This is a genomic window from Streptomyces sp. NPDC006925, from assembly GCF_042869575.1.
Classification (GTDB): domain Bacteria; phylum Actinomycetota; class Actinomycetes; order Streptomycetales; family Streptomycetaceae; genus Streptomyces.
In genome coordinates, this window is record NZ_JBIAGB010000008.1 from 64,832 (window position 1) to 79,317 (window position 14,486).

Annotated in this window: 13 protein-coding genes; 1 reads left to right on the forward strand and 12 read right to left on the reverse strand. The window is 71.4% G+C overall.

Going from position 1 to position 14,486, the window contains the following annotated elements:
• Nucleotides 1-18: 18 nt before the first annotated feature.
• The 6 genes from ptlE to gap form a co-directional block, all read right to left on the reverse strand.
• Nucleotides 19-1,833 (reverse strand): neopentalenolactone/pentalenolactone D synthase, encoded by a 1,815-nt coding sequence (gene ptlE / locus ACFYNS_RS13615; RefSeq protein ID WP_388602737.1) that lies wholly within the window; start codon nucleotides 1,831-1,833, stop codon nucleotides 19-21.
• Between the two features lie 2 nt (nucleotides 1,834-1,835).
• Complete coding sequence (gene ptlF / locus ACFYNS_RS13620; RefSeq protein WP_360300410.1) at nucleotides 1,836-2,615, reverse strand: 1-deoxy-11-beta-hydroxypentalenate dehydrogenase; 780 nt, start codon at nucleotides 2,613-2,615, stop codon at nucleotides 1,836-1,838.
• Nucleotides 2,616-2,712: 97 nt separating this feature from the next.
• Complete coding sequence (locus ACFYNS_RS13625; RefSeq protein WP_388602740.1) at nucleotides 2,713-4,164, reverse strand: MFS transporter; 1,452 nt, start codon at nucleotides 4,162-4,164, stop codon at nucleotides 2,713-2,715.
• A gap of 55 nt (nucleotides 4,165-4,219) precedes the next feature.
• The gene (ptlH, locus tag ACFYNS_RS13630) at nucleotides 4,220-5,071 is read right to left on the reverse strand and encodes a 1-deoxypentalenic acid 11-beta-hydroxylase (protein ID WP_388602742.1); all 852 of its coding nucleotides are present in this window, start codon (nucleotides 5,069-5,071) and stop codon (nucleotides 4,220-4,222) included.
• Between the two features lie 375 nt (nucleotides 5,072-5,446).
• Nucleotides 5,447-6,646 (reverse strand): pentalenolactone synthase, encoded by a 1,200-nt coding sequence (penM, locus tag ACFYNS_RS13635; protein WP_360300402.1) that lies wholly within the window; start codon nucleotides 6,644-6,646, stop codon nucleotides 5,447-5,449.
• Between the two features lie 177 nt (nucleotides 6,647-6,823).
• Entirely contained in the window at nucleotides 6,824-7,828 is a 1,005-nt protein-coding gene (gap, locus tag ACFYNS_RS13640) for a type I glyceraldehyde-3-phosphate dehydrogenase (RefSeq protein ID WP_388602745.1), read from the reverse strand.
• A 623-nt stretch (nucleotides 7,829-8,451) separates the two neighbouring features.
• Here gap and ACFYNS_RS13645 point away from each other — a divergent pair.
• Nucleotides 8,452-10,383 (forward strand): endonuclease/exonuclease/phosphatase family protein, encoded by a 1,932-nt coding sequence (locus ACFYNS_RS13645; protein ID WP_388602748.1) that lies wholly within the window; start codon nucleotides 8,452-8,454, stop codon nucleotides 10,381-10,383.
• Between the two features lie 85 nt (nucleotides 10,384-10,468).
• On the opposite strand, the gene ACFYNS_RS13650 is transcribed toward ACFYNS_RS13645, so the two are convergent.
• From ACFYNS_RS13650 to sufU, 6 genes are all read right to left on the reverse strand, one after another.
• Nucleotides 10,469-11,449, reverse strand: coding sequence for an EI24 domain-containing protein (locus ACFYNS_RS13650; RefSeq protein ID WP_388602750.1), 981 nt, complete (start codon nucleotides 11,447-11,449; stop codon nucleotides 10,469-10,471).
• A gap of 138 nt (nucleotides 11,450-11,587) precedes the next feature.
• Nucleotides 11,588-12,574 (reverse strand): 2,3,4,5-tetrahydropyridine-2,6-dicarboxylate N-succinyltransferase, encoded by a 987-nt coding sequence (gene dapD, locus ACFYNS_RS13655; protein ID WP_360296919.1) that lies wholly within the window; start codon nucleotides 12,572-12,574, stop codon nucleotides 11,588-11,590.
• Nucleotides 12,575-12,634: 60 nt separating this feature from the next.
• Nucleotides 12,635-13,207: a TetR family transcriptional regulator gene (locus ACFYNS_RS13660; RefSeq protein WP_360296916.1), complete on the reverse strand. Its 573-nt coding sequence runs from the start codon at nucleotides 13,205-13,207 to the stop codon at nucleotides 12,635-12,637.
• Nucleotides 13,207-13,527, reverse strand: a complete 321-nt coding sequence (locus ACFYNS_RS13665; RefSeq protein WP_360296913.1) for a multidrug efflux SMR transporter — start codon at nucleotides 13,525-13,527, stop codon at nucleotides 13,207-13,209. The genes ACFYNS_RS13660 and ACFYNS_RS13665 overlap by 1 nt, the downstream gene beginning before the upstream one ends.
• A gap of 123 nt (nucleotides 13,528-13,650) precedes the next feature.
• Nucleotides 13,651-13,980, reverse strand: a complete 330-nt coding sequence (locus tag ACFYNS_RS13670; RefSeq protein WP_027759495.1) for a metal-sulfur cluster assembly factor — start codon at nucleotides 13,978-13,980, stop codon at nucleotides 13,651-13,653.
• A complete protein-coding gene (gene sufU, locus ACFYNS_RS13675) occupies nucleotides 13,977-14,477 on the reverse strand; it encodes a Fe-S cluster assembly sulfur transfer protein SufU (RefSeq protein WP_276474694.1) in 501 nt (166 codons plus the stop codon). Before sufU ends, ACFYNS_RS13670 begins: the two co-directional genes overlap by 4 nt.
• Between the last annotated feature and the right edge of the window lie 9 nt (nucleotides 14,478-14,486).

Genomic DNA, 14,486 nt, shown 5'->3' on the forward strand with positions numbered 1-14,486 from the left:
CGTGAAACGGTGGGGTGGTCAGCGCAGTTCGAGGCCGGCGAGGTCACCCGCCTCGCGCCAGCGCCGGAGGATGTTCACGAACTCCACGGAGCCGCCGCCGTAACTGGAGTTGAGCAGCGGCAGCCCGCCGGGATCGCCCTCGTTGTTGTACAGACCGGGTGTGCAGTTCTCCAGGAAGTCGATGTCGTTGCTGGCGAGCCGGAGGATCTCCTCGACCCATTCCTTCTCGCCGGTCCCGGACGCCTCCACGACCCGGTGGCCGCGCTCCTCCACGCACTTGACGATGTGCGCGAGGTGCCGGGCCTGCTCGCCCAGCATGTAGGCGATGTTGACGTGCCGGCCGGCCTGGATCTTGGACAGGATGAAGCAGTTGGGGAAGCCGTTCACCTGCAGCCCGTGCAGGGTGTGTGCGCCGTTCGCCCACTTCTGCGACAGCCTCAGGCCCTCGCGGCCGACGATGTCGTAGCCGGCGCGGTCGGTGTACGGGACGGCGAACTCGTGCTCGTATCCGGTGGCGAAGACCAGGCAGTCGAGCGGGTACTCCCGGCCGTTCGCGACCACCCCGGCCGCGGTGAGCCGCTCCACGCCCTGCCCCTGGGTGTCGACCAGGGTCACGTTGGGCCGGTTGAAGGTCTGCAGGTAGCTGTCGTGGAAGCAGGGCCGCTTGCAGTACACGCGGTAGTACGGCTTGAGGGCTGCGGCGGTGGCGGGGTCGGTGACGAAGCTGTCGATGCGGGCGCGCAGCTCCTCCATCTTGCGGAAGTCCGCCTGCTCGGCCGCGAGCGCCCGCTCCTTCGGGTCGCCCCCGGTGTCGCCGGTGGGCAGGATCGCGGCGGCCAGCTCGGCCGTGGTCTGGGTCCAGCGGTCCTGGACCAGGTCCTCGTCCTGCGGGATGCCGGAGGTCAGCGCGTGGAAGTTCTCCATGCGGCGCTGCTGCCAGCCCGGTTCGAGGCTGTCCGCCCAGTCCGGCTCGGTGGGCCGGTTGCCGCGGACGTCGACCGCCGCCGGGGTCCGCTGGAAGACGACGAGCTGTTCGGCCCACTCGGCGAGGTGCGGGGCGATCTGGACCGTCGTCGAGCCGGTGCCGATGACGCCGACGGTCTTGTCCGTCAGCCCGGTCAGACCGCCGGTGCTGTCGCCGCCGGTGTAGTCGAAGTCCCAGCGGCTGGTGTGGAAGGAGTGTCCGGCGAACGTCTCCAGACCCGGCAGCCCGGGGAGTTTCGGGCGGTGCATCAGGCCGATCGACATGGCCACGTACCGGGCCCGGATGACGTCCCCGCGGTCGGTCCTCACCAGCCACTTCCCGACGGCCTCGTCCCAGCGCAGCTCGGTGACGGTGGTCTGGAAGAGGGCATCGCGGTAGAGGTCGTACCTGCGGGCGATCTGCTGGAGGTGCGCGAAGATCTCGGGGCCGGTGGAGTACTTCTCGGTGGGTATCGTCCCGATCTCTTCGAGTATCGGCATGTAGATGTAGCTCTCGACGTCGCACCGGACCCCGGGGAAGCGGTTCCAGTACCAGGTACCGCCGACATCGCCCGCCTCGTCGATCAGCCGGATGCGCTCCAGGCCGGTCTCCTTGCGCAGGTGCGCGCCGGTCAGCAGGCCGCCGATGCCCGCGCCGACGACGGCGACGTCCACCTCGTCGGTGAGCGGCTCGCGTTCCTTCCGCTCGGTGTAGGGGTCGCGCGCATAGCGGCTGAAGTCACCGCGCGCGAACTGGTAGGTGCGTCCGGCGCTGCGCTTGTCGCGTTCCTGCCGGTACTTCTCCCTCACCGCTTCCAGGTCGATGGCCGGTGTCTCGTCGCTACGGTCGTCGCTGTCGGCGCGGGCCACAGCTACTCCTCGGGGGAAGGGGACGGAAGGGAAACATGACGCCATACCTCGTCGAACTGGGCACGCAGCCGCAGCGGGGCGTCGGAGTTGCTGAACAGGTAGAACCGGTCGGAGCCGAGCGCTTCCCACACGAGCCCGGCGACGTCCTCGGCGCTGACCGACGTGTCACCGCCGGCGCCGCGCGGGGCCGCGAGGCCGTGCACCATGGGGGTGTCGACACGGCCTGGGCACAGCACCGACACCAGGATCCCGGTGCCCCGCAGATCGGCCCGCAGACTGCGGGCGACCGCGAGGTCGGCGTGTTTGGAGGCGGCGTAGGCCGCGCTGCCCGCGCCGACGACGAAGGCGGACATCGAGGCGGTGTGGATCAGATGGGCCGGGCTGCCGCGCTCCAGGAGCCGGGGGACGAAGGCGCGGGCCACCAGGACGTGCGCCCAGTGGTTGGCCTCGAAGACCTGCCGCATCCGCTCCAGCGGCACCTCCCACAGCGGCTGCCCCACCGGGCCGAGCACCCCGGCGTTGTTGCACACCACGTCGATGCCGCCGAGCCGGTCGAACGCCGTGTCCGCGAGCCGGTCGACGGCGTACGGATCGGTCAGGTCGGCCGTCACCGCCGTGACCTGGGCGCCTCGTGCGGCGAGTTCGGACGCCCGGCGGTGCACCGCCTCGTCGATGTCCGCCATGACCACGCCGACGCCGGCGCGTGCGAAACGGGCACTGAGGGCGAGGCCGATGCCGCTGGCGGCGCCGGTCACCACGGCCGTCCTGGTCTGCAGGTCCACTGGGCTCTCTCCGCTCTGCGCGCGGGTGCGGCGAAGGGCAGCGCGCTGTTGCTCGCGAGAAGGTCCGTTCCGGTGGCGCCGTTCGGGAAGGAGGATGTCAGCGGGGGTCGGGGAGCTTCAGACTGATCACGAAGACGGTCGCCGCGAAGCAGGTCAGCAGGGCGAGGACGAGCACGGCCGCCGTCGCTGTCGAGAACGGGCCGTCCAGGGAGACGAAGAGGGTTCCGCCGACGGTCGTGCCCAGCGCGGTCGCCATCTGCTGGCTGGTCACCAGCACACCGCTGCCCATGCCGGCCTGCGCGGGAGGTACGTCGGCGAGGATCATCCGGAACAGCGTGGGCCCGATCAGCGCCGCACCGGCACCGAAGAGGGCGATCCCGACGAGCACGAGCGTCAGGGAGGGATGCGGCCAGCCCAGCCCCATCACCAGTGCCAGCAGCACCAGCCCCGCGCCCTGGACGAGGGCACCCAGGGCGACGATCCGGCCGCCCAGGGCCGCCACGATCTTCGGGGTGAACTGCGCCACCGCGAAGAACGCCACGGCGAACGGCGCCAGCCCCCCGCCGGAGGCCAGCCCGTGGAAGCCGAAGTGTCCCTGCGCGATCAGCGCGTAGACGAACAGGAAGGCACCGAAGCCGGCCTGGAACGGCACCACGGCCGCCAGCCCCCGGCGCGTGCCCGGATGGGACAGCACCGACGGGGACAGCAGCGGTGAGCCGCCCCGCGCCTCCAGTCCGCGCTCGACCCGCACCAGCGCCGACAATCCCGCCGCGGCGACCACGAGCAGCGCCCACAGCCACAGCGGCCAGCCCAGGTCGGGCCCCGCCACGACAACGGCCAGGACACAGACCATGGTCGCACCGAACAGCAGGGTGCCCGCCGGGTCGAAACCGGGCCTGGTCCCGGCTCTGGTCGCGGGGACCCGCCGGATCGCCAGCAGCGCGGCCACCCCGACCGGCACATTGATCAGGAAGACCGACCGCCAGCCGATCCCGGCCACGTCCAGCGAGACCAGCAGCCCGCCCAGAATCTGCCCGACGACCATGCCGAGGGCCGCGGTCACGCCGTACATGGCGATCGCACGGGCGCGCTCACGGCCCTGGCTGACCGCCTGGATCGTCGCCAGCACCTGCGGTACGAGCATGGCGGCGGCGGCCCCCTGCAGCAGCCGCGCCGTGACGAGGAACTCGATGGTCGGCGCGAGTCCGCACAGCGCCGAGGTGACGGTGAACGCCGCCAGCCCGTACGCGTACAGCTCCCGCCTGCCGAAGGCGTCGCCCAGCCGTCCGCCCAGCACCAGGCCGAGGGCGTAGGTGAGGCCGTAGCCGGACACCACCAGCTCCAGCGCTGCCGGGCCGCCGTGGAGGTCCTCCCCGATCGGCTCCAGCGCCACATTGACGATGGAGGCGTCCACGATGGACAGCGCGTACCCGATGAGGACCACCACGAGGGCGGCACCGCCGAGCCCCGCCGGCGGTTCCGGACCGGCGGAGGACCCCGGCGTCGCGTCGGGCTCCTTCGGCGGGGAGAGTCCCTCGCGATGCGTCATGTGCTGCCTGCCCAGGGGTGCGTGGGGGACGGTTGGAGAGGGTGCGGGGCCGACGTCACTCGACGGCGGTGGGAGTACCGGTGATCTTGGACATGATTCCCTTGGAGGCGTCCTTCGCGGACTCCGGCCAGGGCGTCAGCGCGTTGAACCCGCGGTGCGAGGAGGCGGGCTGGACGCGGGTGTCCATCGACATCCGCATGCGAGCCGGGTTCGCCGAGACGTTCGGGATGGACTTGTGGCACATGAAGGCGTGGAACAGGAGCACGTCACCCGGCTCCATGGGGGAGAACAGCAACTGCCCGTCCCCGCCGAACTCCTCCGTCGGGATACCGCGCACGGGGTGGCCGAACCGGCGGAAGCTCTCGGTGACGACGTGTTCGCGCGCGCCCTTCTTGTGGCTGCCGTCGGCGAGCGCGACGCCGCCTGTGTCCCGGCTCGTCGGGAGCAGCGGTATCCAGGCGGTGCGGAAGTCCTTGTTCGGGCCTATGTAGAAGCCGTCCTGGTGCAACGGCGTCAGGAAGCTCGGCTCCTCGGACCCCGCGGCGGACGGGTAGTAGCGGATCGTCGTGGACTCGAAGACGAAGACGGGCTCCCCGAGGACCTTCTCCCAGACCTTGACGGTCGAGGGGTGGTTCCACAGGTCGTCGTACTTGACGTAGTCGTGCATCGCCACCTCGTCGACCGCCTCGAAGGAGTCGATGGCGAGGTTCTCGAGCGTGGTGCCGGGTGCGGCGTGGCCGAGTGCGATCAGGCCCTGGAGCATCTGCTCGGCGGCGGTCCGCACGAGTTCAGGGTCCAGCGCGCCGCGCAGACAGACGTAGCCGTGCTCGTCGTAGAACCGCTCGAGGGCCTGATGGTCGTCGAGAAGGGGTGTGCAGTCGACGTAGTCGCTGAAAGTGTCCGTCATGGTTCCTTGTCCTCGTGATGTGGGGAAGGAGCATTGAACTTCCGAACAGACCGGCGTCTTCGACGGCGCCGGTGAGGCGGAGGCGACGCGAGGGGAGCCCACGAACGGCCGGTGCTGACATCCAGGGGTCCGAGGGCCGGGCCCGGCCGCGGGGGTGAACCCGTGAGCGAGAGGGGTGTGTGCCGGGCCGCCGGGGCCACGCGGGCGCAGGCGCACGCAGGCGCACGCCTCACCGGGCGGCCCGGTGGTGCCGGAGCGCCGCGGTCCGCGCGGCCGGCGAGGCGCCGCACCGGCGCGGGAGCCGCCCCCGGGCCGGTCTGTGCGTCCCGGGCCCGGGAACGGTGGAGGGCCGTGCGTGCGCTCGGGCGGTGCCGGTCAGAAGGTAACGGGGATCTCATCGAACCCGCCGGTGATCCGGTGCTCCTGCCAGCGCAGTTCCTCCTCGGGTACCGCGAGTCGCAGATCGGGCAGTCTGCGGAACAGCCGCTCGAACACCGCGGTCAGTTCGATCCGGGCCAGCACACGGCCGATGCAGTGCCGGGTGCCGTGCCCGAACGACAGATGCGGTCTGGGCCTGTCCCGGGTGATGTCCATCAGGTCGGGATCGGGGTACGCGTGGCCGTCGATGTTGGCCGCACCGATGGCCAGCAGCACTGCCTCCCCGGTCCGGATCACCGTGTCGCCGACGGTGATGTCGCTGTGCGCGTAGCGGGGTATGAGCGCGTTGGATCCCTTGCCGCCCACGGCCAGGCGCAGGATCTCCTCGACCGCGCCCGGGGCGAGTTCGGGCTTCTCGGCCAGCAGGGCACGCTGCTCCGGATGGCGCAGCATCAGCAGAGTGCCCAGGTCGATACGGACGATGGTGGTCTCGTAGCCGAACAGCAGCACGGCGTTGCCCAACTGGGCGATGTACTCGTCCGACAGCGAGCCGTCCTTGGCTGCGATCAGCTCGGACAGGATGTCGTCACCCGGCTCGGTGCGCTTCCGCGCCACCAGTTCCGTGGTGTAGTCGACGACCTGTTGGAAGGTCTGCGCCGAGTGCCGGCCGTCGTCGCTCTGGTCGAAGGTGCCTCTCGCCCACTGGCCGAACCGCTCCCGGTCGGCCAACGGGACTCCCAGCAGATCGCAGACCACCATGGTCGGCAGCGGAAACGACAGCGCGCGGTGCAGGTCGGCGGGCCGGGGGCCGGCGGCCAGTTGGTCGAGCAGTTCGTCCACGTGCTGCTCGATCCGGGACTTCATCATGCGCATCCGGCGCGTGGAGAACCGGGGGACGAGCAGCTCACGCATCTGCGGATGGTCGGCGGCCTCGGTCTCGTAGTCGTCCCCGGCCATCAGCGCCATCATGGTGCTCCGGGCCGTGGTCTTCGCCTGCCGCGCCGGGTAGGGGTTGCTGAGACCGAGCCGGCGGTCGGCGAGCAGCGCCCGGACCTCGTCGTAGCGGGTGACCAGCCAGGCGTCCTCACCGGCCGCCCGCACCGGCGTGATCGGCCCCTCGTGCTGCAGCGCGCGCATCCGGGGCGCGACACCGAGCACGGATGGATTGTCGAACGGCAGTGTCGGCAGTTCCTCCATGTCCCCCGTCCTCATGAGTCAGGCATGGCTTCGTCGGACATCCGGGCACGCCGACGGCATCAGTGGCGTCGGGTGCACCGCGCACCGGTTGACGGGCGCGCGGAGATGTCGGCCGCCGGTTCGGCGGACGATCATTGCTGACGTGCGGGTGGTGCGGGCGCCGGGTCGGGCTGGTGACTACAGAGACGATCCGACGAGCAGTGCCAGGTCGATGAGGCGGTTCGAGTAGCCCCACTCGTTGTCGTACCAGCCGACGACCTTGACCTGCGGGCCGGACACCCGGGTGAGCCCGGCATCGAACACGCAGGAGGCCGGGTCGCCCACGATGTCGCTGCTGACCAACGGCGCGTCCGTGTAGGACAGCACGCCCTTGTACGGTCCCGAGGCCGCCGCCGCGTACGCCTCCTTCACCTCGTCCACCGTGGTACCGCGGTGGGTGGTGACCGTGAGGTCGGTGACCGAGCCGGTCGGCACGGGCACCCGCAGTGCGAAGGCGTCCATCCGGCCGGCGAGCTCCGGCAGGACGAGGCCGATGGCCTTGGCGGCGCCGCTGGAGGTGGGCACGATGTTCATGGCCGCGGCCCGGGCCCGGCGCAGGTCCTTGTGCGGGGCGTCCTGGAGGTTCTGGTCCTGTGTGTAGGCGTGGGCCGTGGTCATCATGCCGCTGTCGATGCCGACGGCGTCGTGCAGCACCTTCGCCAGCACACCCAGGCAGTTGGTGGTGCAGGAGGCGTTGGAGATGATGGTGTGCCGCTCGGGGTCGTAGTCACCGTCGTTGACCCCCAGGACCACCGTGATGTCCTCGTCCTTGGCCGGCGCGGCGATGAGAACTTTCTTCGCGCCGCCTTCAACGTGTGAACGCGCCTTCGCGGCGTCGGTGAAGATGCCGGTGGACTCGATCACGATGTCCACTCCGAGGTCGCCCCAGGGCAGGTTGCCGGGATCGCGCTCGGCGAGAACCTTGACCGTCCGGTCCCCCACGCGGATGGCGCCCGGTTCGGCGGCCACCTCCTCGGGGAAGCGGCCCAGGATCGAGTCGTAGGCGAGCAGATGGGCCATCGTGGGCACGTCACCGAGGTCGTTGACAGCGACGACCTCCAGCTCCGAGCCCCGCGCAGCCGCCGCACGGAAGACGTTGCGACCGATGCGTCCGAAGCCGTTGATGCCGATTCGCACAGTCATGGGCGTGTTCCTCACCTAGCGCTCTAGAAGTCTTTGACGCGCCGTTGCGCCGAGGTGCAATGCAGGCCGGGTCCCGGACGGGGCTCCGGCACGCGATCAAGCACGAGCTTATATAAGTTTGCGATACATTTCCAGGGTGACTCACGCTCAGCGTGCGGACCCTGCAGCCGACTTGGAGGCAGGTGGTCCTCACCGGCGCGTTCGAGAAATCAACCGCCACCGCATCCGGCTCCCGGGTGCGGAAGCCGTCGTGGACGACACCGTGCGAGCCGTCCGGCCCGGTCGCCGGCGGTCCGAAGCGGCTGACCGACTCGCCGGGACCGAGCAGCACGGCCGGCCGGGGCTCACCCGACCGGTCACCCGATTCGCGCGCGGCGGGCCCGTGGAACGCCACCCCACTCCGGCTGAGCCGGCCGCCCGCATCGGCATCCACGGCACAAGGACCAGGATCACCTGCCGGCGTGCACCGCGGTCCGACGTTCCTCTAGCCCGAAGGGATGCGGCGAAGGAGTTGGCCGAACTGTCACGACCTTGACAACTGACGTCGGCCCGCCATGCTTTACGCGCGTAGAGAATGCCCGCGTACCGCCGTACGCGCTCCCCCATACACCCCGGAGGCCCAGGTGCCGTTCCGCTCGCCATTCCTGCCGCCCCGCTCCTCGCCGCGGCCCCGCACGCCGTTCCGGCGGCTCCGGACCGCACCGGCGGCCGTCGCCGCCGCCTGCTGCGGGCTGCTCGTGCTGCCCTCGTCCGCCGGGGCCGCCGACGCGCCCGGCACCGACTCCGCGCACGCTCCCCGCATCCACGACATCCAGGGCCGCACCCGGCTCTCCCCGCTCGCGGGCCGGGAGGTCACCGGGGTACCCGGCATCGTCACCGGGGTCCGCGACTTCGGTGCGGCCCGCGGCTTCTGGCTGCAGGACCCGCACCCCGACCGCGACCGGGCCACCAGCGAGGGGATCTACGTCTACACCGGGGGAAAGAGCCCCGGAGTCGAGGTCGGTGACGCGCTGCGGGTCACCGGGAAGGTGCAGGAGTACTACCCGGGCGGCAAGGAGGCGGGCAACCAGTCGGTCACCGAGCTGAGCGGTGCCACCTGGCGGACCACCGGCCACCGCCCGCGCGGGAGGCTGCCGAGGGCTGTCCGGCTCACCGCGCGCTCGGTACCGGAGGCGTACGCGCCGGACGCGGATGGGGGTCCCCCCGGATCCGGAGGATTTGGGGGAGGCAGCATCGAGGACCGGCCGCTGCGGCCGGGCCGTTACGCGCTGGACCGCTACGAGTCGCTGGAGGGCATGCGCGTCGCGGTGCACGACGTGCGGGTCACCGGCCCCACCAGCCGCTACCACGACCTGTGGGTGACCACCGACCCGGACCAGCACCCGACTTCGCGCGGCGGCACCCTCTACGGCTCCTACGAGGACCGCAACGGCGCCCGGATGAAGATCTCCTCGCTGCTCCCCCTCGACACGCACCCCTTCCCGGAGGCCGACGTCGGCGACGCGCTGCGCGGCACCACCGAAGGCCCGCTGGACTACGAGCAGTACGGCGGCTACACGCTGCGCGCCACCGCACTGGGCGAGCACCGGGACAACGGACTGGAGCGCGAACGGACCCGCAGGCAGCGCCGGAACGAACTGGCCGTGGCGACGTACAACGTCGAGAACCTCTCCCCCGCTTCCGAGCCCGCCAAGTTCGAGCGGCTGGCCGAGGGCCTGGTCACCAACCTCTCCTCCCCCGACATCGTCACCGTCGAGGAGGTCCAGGACGACTCGGGGCCGCAGGACGACGGCACGGTCGGCGCGGACCGGACGCTCACGAAGCTGACCGAGGCCATCCGCGAGGCGGGCGGACCCTCCTACGCGTGGCGCCAGATCGACCCGGAGGACAAGGCGGACGGCGGCCAGCCCGGCGGAAACATCCGCGTGGCCTTCCTCTACAACCCCGCCCGGGTGTCCTTCACCGACCGGCCCGGCGGCGACGCCACGACCCCGGTGCGGGTCCTGGAGCGGGGCGGCGAGCCCGCGCTGTCCGCCTCACCGGGCCGGATCGCACCGCGGGACGCCGCCTGGGAGGACAGCCGCAAGCCTCTGGCGGGCGAGTTCCGCTTCCGGGGCCGCACGGTCTTCGTGGTCGCCAACCACTTCAGCTCCAAGGGCGGCGACCAGCCGATGGAGGGCCGCTTCCAGCCGCCCGCCCGGCACTCGGAGCAGCAGCGCGTCACGCAGGCCGAGGTGGTCAACGGCTTCGTGCGCACGCTGCGCGACGTCGACCCGAAGGCCGTGGTCGTGGCGGGCGGCGACTTCAACGACTTCCCCTTCTCCCCCGCCCTGCGCACGCTGCGCTCGGGCCACGCGCTGACCAGCCCGCTCGACCGGCTGCCCCGCGACGAGCGCTACGGCTACGTCTACAACGGCAACTCCCAGACCCTGGACCATCTGCTGACCAGCCCGGGCGCCGGGCGGCCCGAGTACGACATCGTCCACATCAACGCGGAGTTCGCCGACCAGATCAGTGACCACGATCCGTCGGTGGTCCGGATCACGCGCCGCTGAACCGACGCGGTCGAGCAGCCCCGCCCCGGGCCGCTGCGGGGCGGAGCGCTCGGTGTCCCCGTCCCGCCGCGCACCGGCGGGACGGTCAGGCCCGCCGGGGCGGCTTGCCGCCCCGGGGCCCGTACGGTGGTGGAACAGCGGGCTGTCCGCCGTGCGGGGGCGCCCCGGGCACGCCGCGGGGCGGTGCCCCCGGTGCGCCGTGGGGCGGTGCCGGAGGGGTGCCGTACGGGGAGCCCGGCGCTCCGGGGACCGGGCCCGGGCGGCCGGCCGGGCCGTGGGGCGGCGCCCCCGCACCGGGCGCCGCGCCGGGGGCGCCGGGGCCGGGCCGGGTTCCGGTCAGGTCCCGCACCAGCAGGGTCGCGCCCGCCACGGCACCCGGCATCAGCGGGACGGCGAGCAGCGGCACCAGGAAGGCCAGCGCCAGCGGCACTCCGAAGCCCAGCGCGAGGGCCTTGCGCCGGCGCAGCATCGCCAGCCTCTCCCGCACCGGAACGCCCCGGCGCTGCAGCCCGACGGAGGCGAGTTCCAGGGTGAGGAAGAATCCCGCGACGCAGAAGCCGAGTGCCGGGACGACGCTCTGCCCGATCACCGGGACGAAGCCGAGGAAGAAGAGCGGGACCGTGAACAGCAGCGTGCGGAAGAGCACGTAGGCGCTGTCGCACAGCGAGGTCCACAGCTCCCGCCACAGGGGCTGGTCGACGACCTGCTCGGGCAGTCCGCCCTCGCTCTCCTCGACCCGCTCGGAGAGCTTCTCGTAGAAGGGCTCGCCGATCAGCAGGGTGACCGCCGCGAACGTCACCACGGCCAGCATCAGCACGGCGCACCACAGCATGATCGCGAAGACACCGCGGGTCAGGGCACGGCCCGTGGCGTCCCAGTCGTCGGCGAAGGGCGTGGCCCAGGCGGCCAGGTCGTCGGCGTAGAAGCCGAGCGCGACGAGGGCCGCCGCGTAGAGGACGAGGGTGATCAGCGCGGGCAGCAGCCCGAATCCGAACCACCGCCCGTGGGTGAGCACCCACCGCTGTCCCTGCCCCAAGTACCGCAGCCCGGCCCCAAGATCACGCATATGGCAAGCCTACGGCCTGCGGGCCCGGGTGCGGGACGGGTGCGCCCGCCGCCCTCCCGATCGGTTGCGCAGTTGTGACGCCGCGCCGCCGCGCCCCGCTCCAGCGGTGGCGCGGCGGCGCAGGCGCGCGGGCGGGCCTCAGTTGTGGCTGTGCAGCGCCTCGTTCAGGCCGCCCCACGAGCCGCTGCGCTGCAGGGCCTCGACGGCGCCGGTGACCGAGTTGCGGCGGAAGAGCAGGTTGTTCGCGCCGGACAGCTCCAGCGCCTTGACGATCTTCCCGTCCGGGAGGGTGACACGGGTACCGGCCGTGACATAGAGGCCGGCCTCGACGACCGAGTCGTCGCCGAGCGAGATCCCGATGCCCGCCTCCGCACCGATCAGGCAGCGCTCGCCGATGGAGACGACCTGCTTGCCGCCGCCGGAGAGAGTGCCCATGATCGAGGCGCCGCCGCCCAGGTCGGTGCCGTCGCCGAGGACGACGCCCGCGCTGATCCGGCCCTCGACCATGGAGGTGCCCAGGGTGCCGGCGTTGAAGTTGCAGAAGCCCTCGTGCATGACGGTGGTGCCCTCGGCGAGGTGCGCGCCCAGCCGGACCCGGTCGGCGTCGCCGATCCGGACGCCCTTGGGAACCACGTAGTCGGTCATCCGCGGGAACTTGTCCACGCTGGTCACCGCCAGGTGCGCGCCCGAGGCGCGGGCGGCGAGCCGGGCCTCCTCGACCTTGTCCACCGGTACCGGACCCAGGTTGGTCCAGGCGACATTGGCCAGGTGCGCGAACTGCCCTTCGAGGCTGAGGCCGTGCGGGCGTACCAGGCGGTGGCTGAGCAGGTGCAGGCGCAGATACACGTCGTGCGCGTCCAGCGGCTTGTCGTCCAGGGAAGAGATGACCGTGCGGACGGCGACGATCTCGACGCCGCGGCGCGGGTCCTCCCCGAGTGCCTGCGGCGCGGCGCTGCCGAGCAGCTCGGCGGCGCGCTCGGCGCTCAGCCGCTCGCTGCCCGCCGGGCCGGGCTCCGCGACGAGCTCCGGGCTGGGGAACCAGGTGTCCAGGACCGTGCCATCGGCGACGGTGGCGAGGCCGGCGGCGACGGCGCCGGTGGTGCGGGGAGTGGGTGCGTCGGTCATACCTCGAACGCTATCCGGATCCGGCGGGCGATGACGAACCGGTCCACGGGCCGGTCGGGGCTAGGAGCGCTCACCGTCCGCGGCCGGGCCCGGATCGCCGAGCACCCGGGCGAGCGCCGAGCGGACCTCCGTCCGGTCGAAGGGGCGGTCGGTGAGCAGGATCTGCAGCAGCAGTCCGTCGATCAGCGCCGCCAGCGCCCGGGCCGTGGCCGGGTCCGCGGTGTGCCGGCCGACGACCTCGACCCAGTCGTCGATCCAGGCGGCCGCGACCGGCTGGAGCGGCGGGCGGCGCAGGGCGGCGAGGTAGAGCTCGTACTCCAGCCGGATGCGTCCGTGCGCTCCCGAGGCGTATTCCTCCAGGATGCGCACCATCACGTCCAGCAGGGATTCCTGGCCGGACAGTTCCCGGTCCCAGGTCTCGATCTCGGACTGCGGCCCGCAGGTGACCTGCTGGAGCGCCGCGACGAGCAGATCGTCCAGGCTCCCGAAGTGGTAGGTGGTGGAGCCGAGCGGCACGTCCGCTTCGGCCGCGACCGAGCGGTGGCTGAGTGCCGAGATGCCCTTCAGCTCGACCAGCCGGATCGCGGCGTCGATGATCCGCTGCCGCCGCTCGGGGTCGTATCGCCGTCCCATCAGTGCGCGCCTCCCAGGTTGAGCACCACGACTCCGCATATCACCAGCAGCAGGCCGAGGATCTTCGCGGCGGTGACCGACTCGCCGATGAACACCATGCCGATCAGCGCGATCGCCGCCGTCCCCGCACCGGACCAGATGGCGTAGGCGGTCCCCACGGACATGCTCTTGAGCGTCTGCGCGAGGAGCACGAACGCCACCAGATAGCCGGCCGCCGTCAGCAGCGAGGGCACCAGTTTGCTGAAGCCCTCGCTGTACTTCATCGCGGTCGTCCCCAGTACCTCCGCGAGAATCGCCGCCGCCAGCGTCACATACGTCATGCGTACGAGCGTACACAACGTTGCGTACGGCCGTACACAAAAAAGTTCCGACCATGCGAACGGCCGCGCACCCCGAGGGTGCGCGGCCGTCGCCCGCCGTACGCGGAACAGCTGCCGGAGCGCTCAGACGTTGAAGCCCAGCGCCCTGAGCTGCTCACGCCCGTCGTCGGTGATCTTGTCGGGGCCCCACGGGGGCATCCAGACCCAATTGATCTTGAGTTCGTTGACGATGCCCTCGGTCGCGGACTGCGCCTGGTCCTCGATGACGTCGGTCAGCGGACAGGCCGCCGAGGTGAGCGTCATGTCGATGGTGGCGATGTTCGCGTCGTCGACGTGGATCCCGTAGATCAGGCCGAGGTTGACGACGTCGATACCCAGCTCCGGGTCGACGACGTCCATGAGCGCCTCGCGGACCTCTTCCTCGCTCGCGGGCTTGGTGGTCATCTCGGTCATGCCGTCTTCTCCTTGGCCGAGTCGGCTTCCCCCGGCTCCTGCGCGCTCGCGTCCGCCCCGCTGAACGCCTTCGATGTCGCGTCCTTCCACGCCATCCAGCTCAGCAGCGCGCACTTCACCCGCGCCGGGTACTTCGAGACCCCGGCGAACGCCACGGCGTCCTCCAGCAGGTCCTCCATGCTGTCGTCCGGCTCGAGCTGACCCTTGGACTGCATCAGCTCCAGGAACGTCTCCTGGATCCTGCGGGCCTCGGGCAGTTCCTTGCCGACCAGCAGCTCGTTCAGCACCGAGGCGCTGGCCTGGCTGATGGAACAGCCCTGGCCCTCGTACGACACATCCTCGATGGTGTCGCCGTCGTACCGCACACGCAAGGTGATCTCGTCACCGCACGTCGGGTTGACGTGGTGCACCTCGGCATCGCCGTCGCGCAGCCCGCGTCCATGCGGATGCTTGTAGTGGTCCAGGATGACTTCCTGGTACATCGAGTCCAGCTTCACCGACAGCCC

Bases quoted from the DNA above. Each gene is read 5' to 3' on its own strand.
- penM (WP_360300402.1), bottom strand. From the start codon at position 6,646: ATGGAGGAACTGCCGACACTGCCGTTCGACAATCCATCCGTGCTCGGT.
- gap (WP_388602745.1), bottom strand. From the start codon at position 7,828: ATGACTGTGCGAATCGGCATCAACGGCTTCGGACGCATCGGTCGCAAC.
- ACFYNS_RS13650 (WP_388602750.1), bottom strand. From the start codon at position 11,449: ATGCGTGATCTTGGGGCCGGGCTGCGGTACTTGGGGCAGGGACAGCGG.
- ACFYNS_RS13670 (WP_027759495.1), bottom strand. From the start codon at position 13,980: ATGACCGAGATGACCACCAAGCCCGCGAGCGAGGAAGAGGTCCGCGAG.
- ptlH (WP_388602742.1), bottom strand. From the start codon at position 5,071: ATGACGGACACTTTCAGCGACTACGTCGACTGCACACCCCTTCTCGAC.
- dapD (WP_360296919.1), bottom strand. From the start codon at position 12,574: ATGACCGACGCACCCACTCCCCGCACCACCGGCGCCGTCGCCGCCGGC.
- ACFYNS_RS13660 (WP_360296916.1), bottom strand. From the start codon at position 13,207: ATGGGACGGCGATACGACCCCGAGCGGCGGCAGCGGATCATCGACGCC.
- ACFYNS_RS13665 (WP_360296913.1), bottom strand. From the start codon at position 13,527: ATGACGTATGTGACGCTGGCGGCGGCGATTCTCGCGGAGGTACTGGGG.
- ACFYNS_RS13625 (WP_388602740.1), bottom strand. From the start codon at position 4,164: ATGACGCATCGCGAGGGACTCTCCCCGCCGAAGGAGCCCGACGCGACG.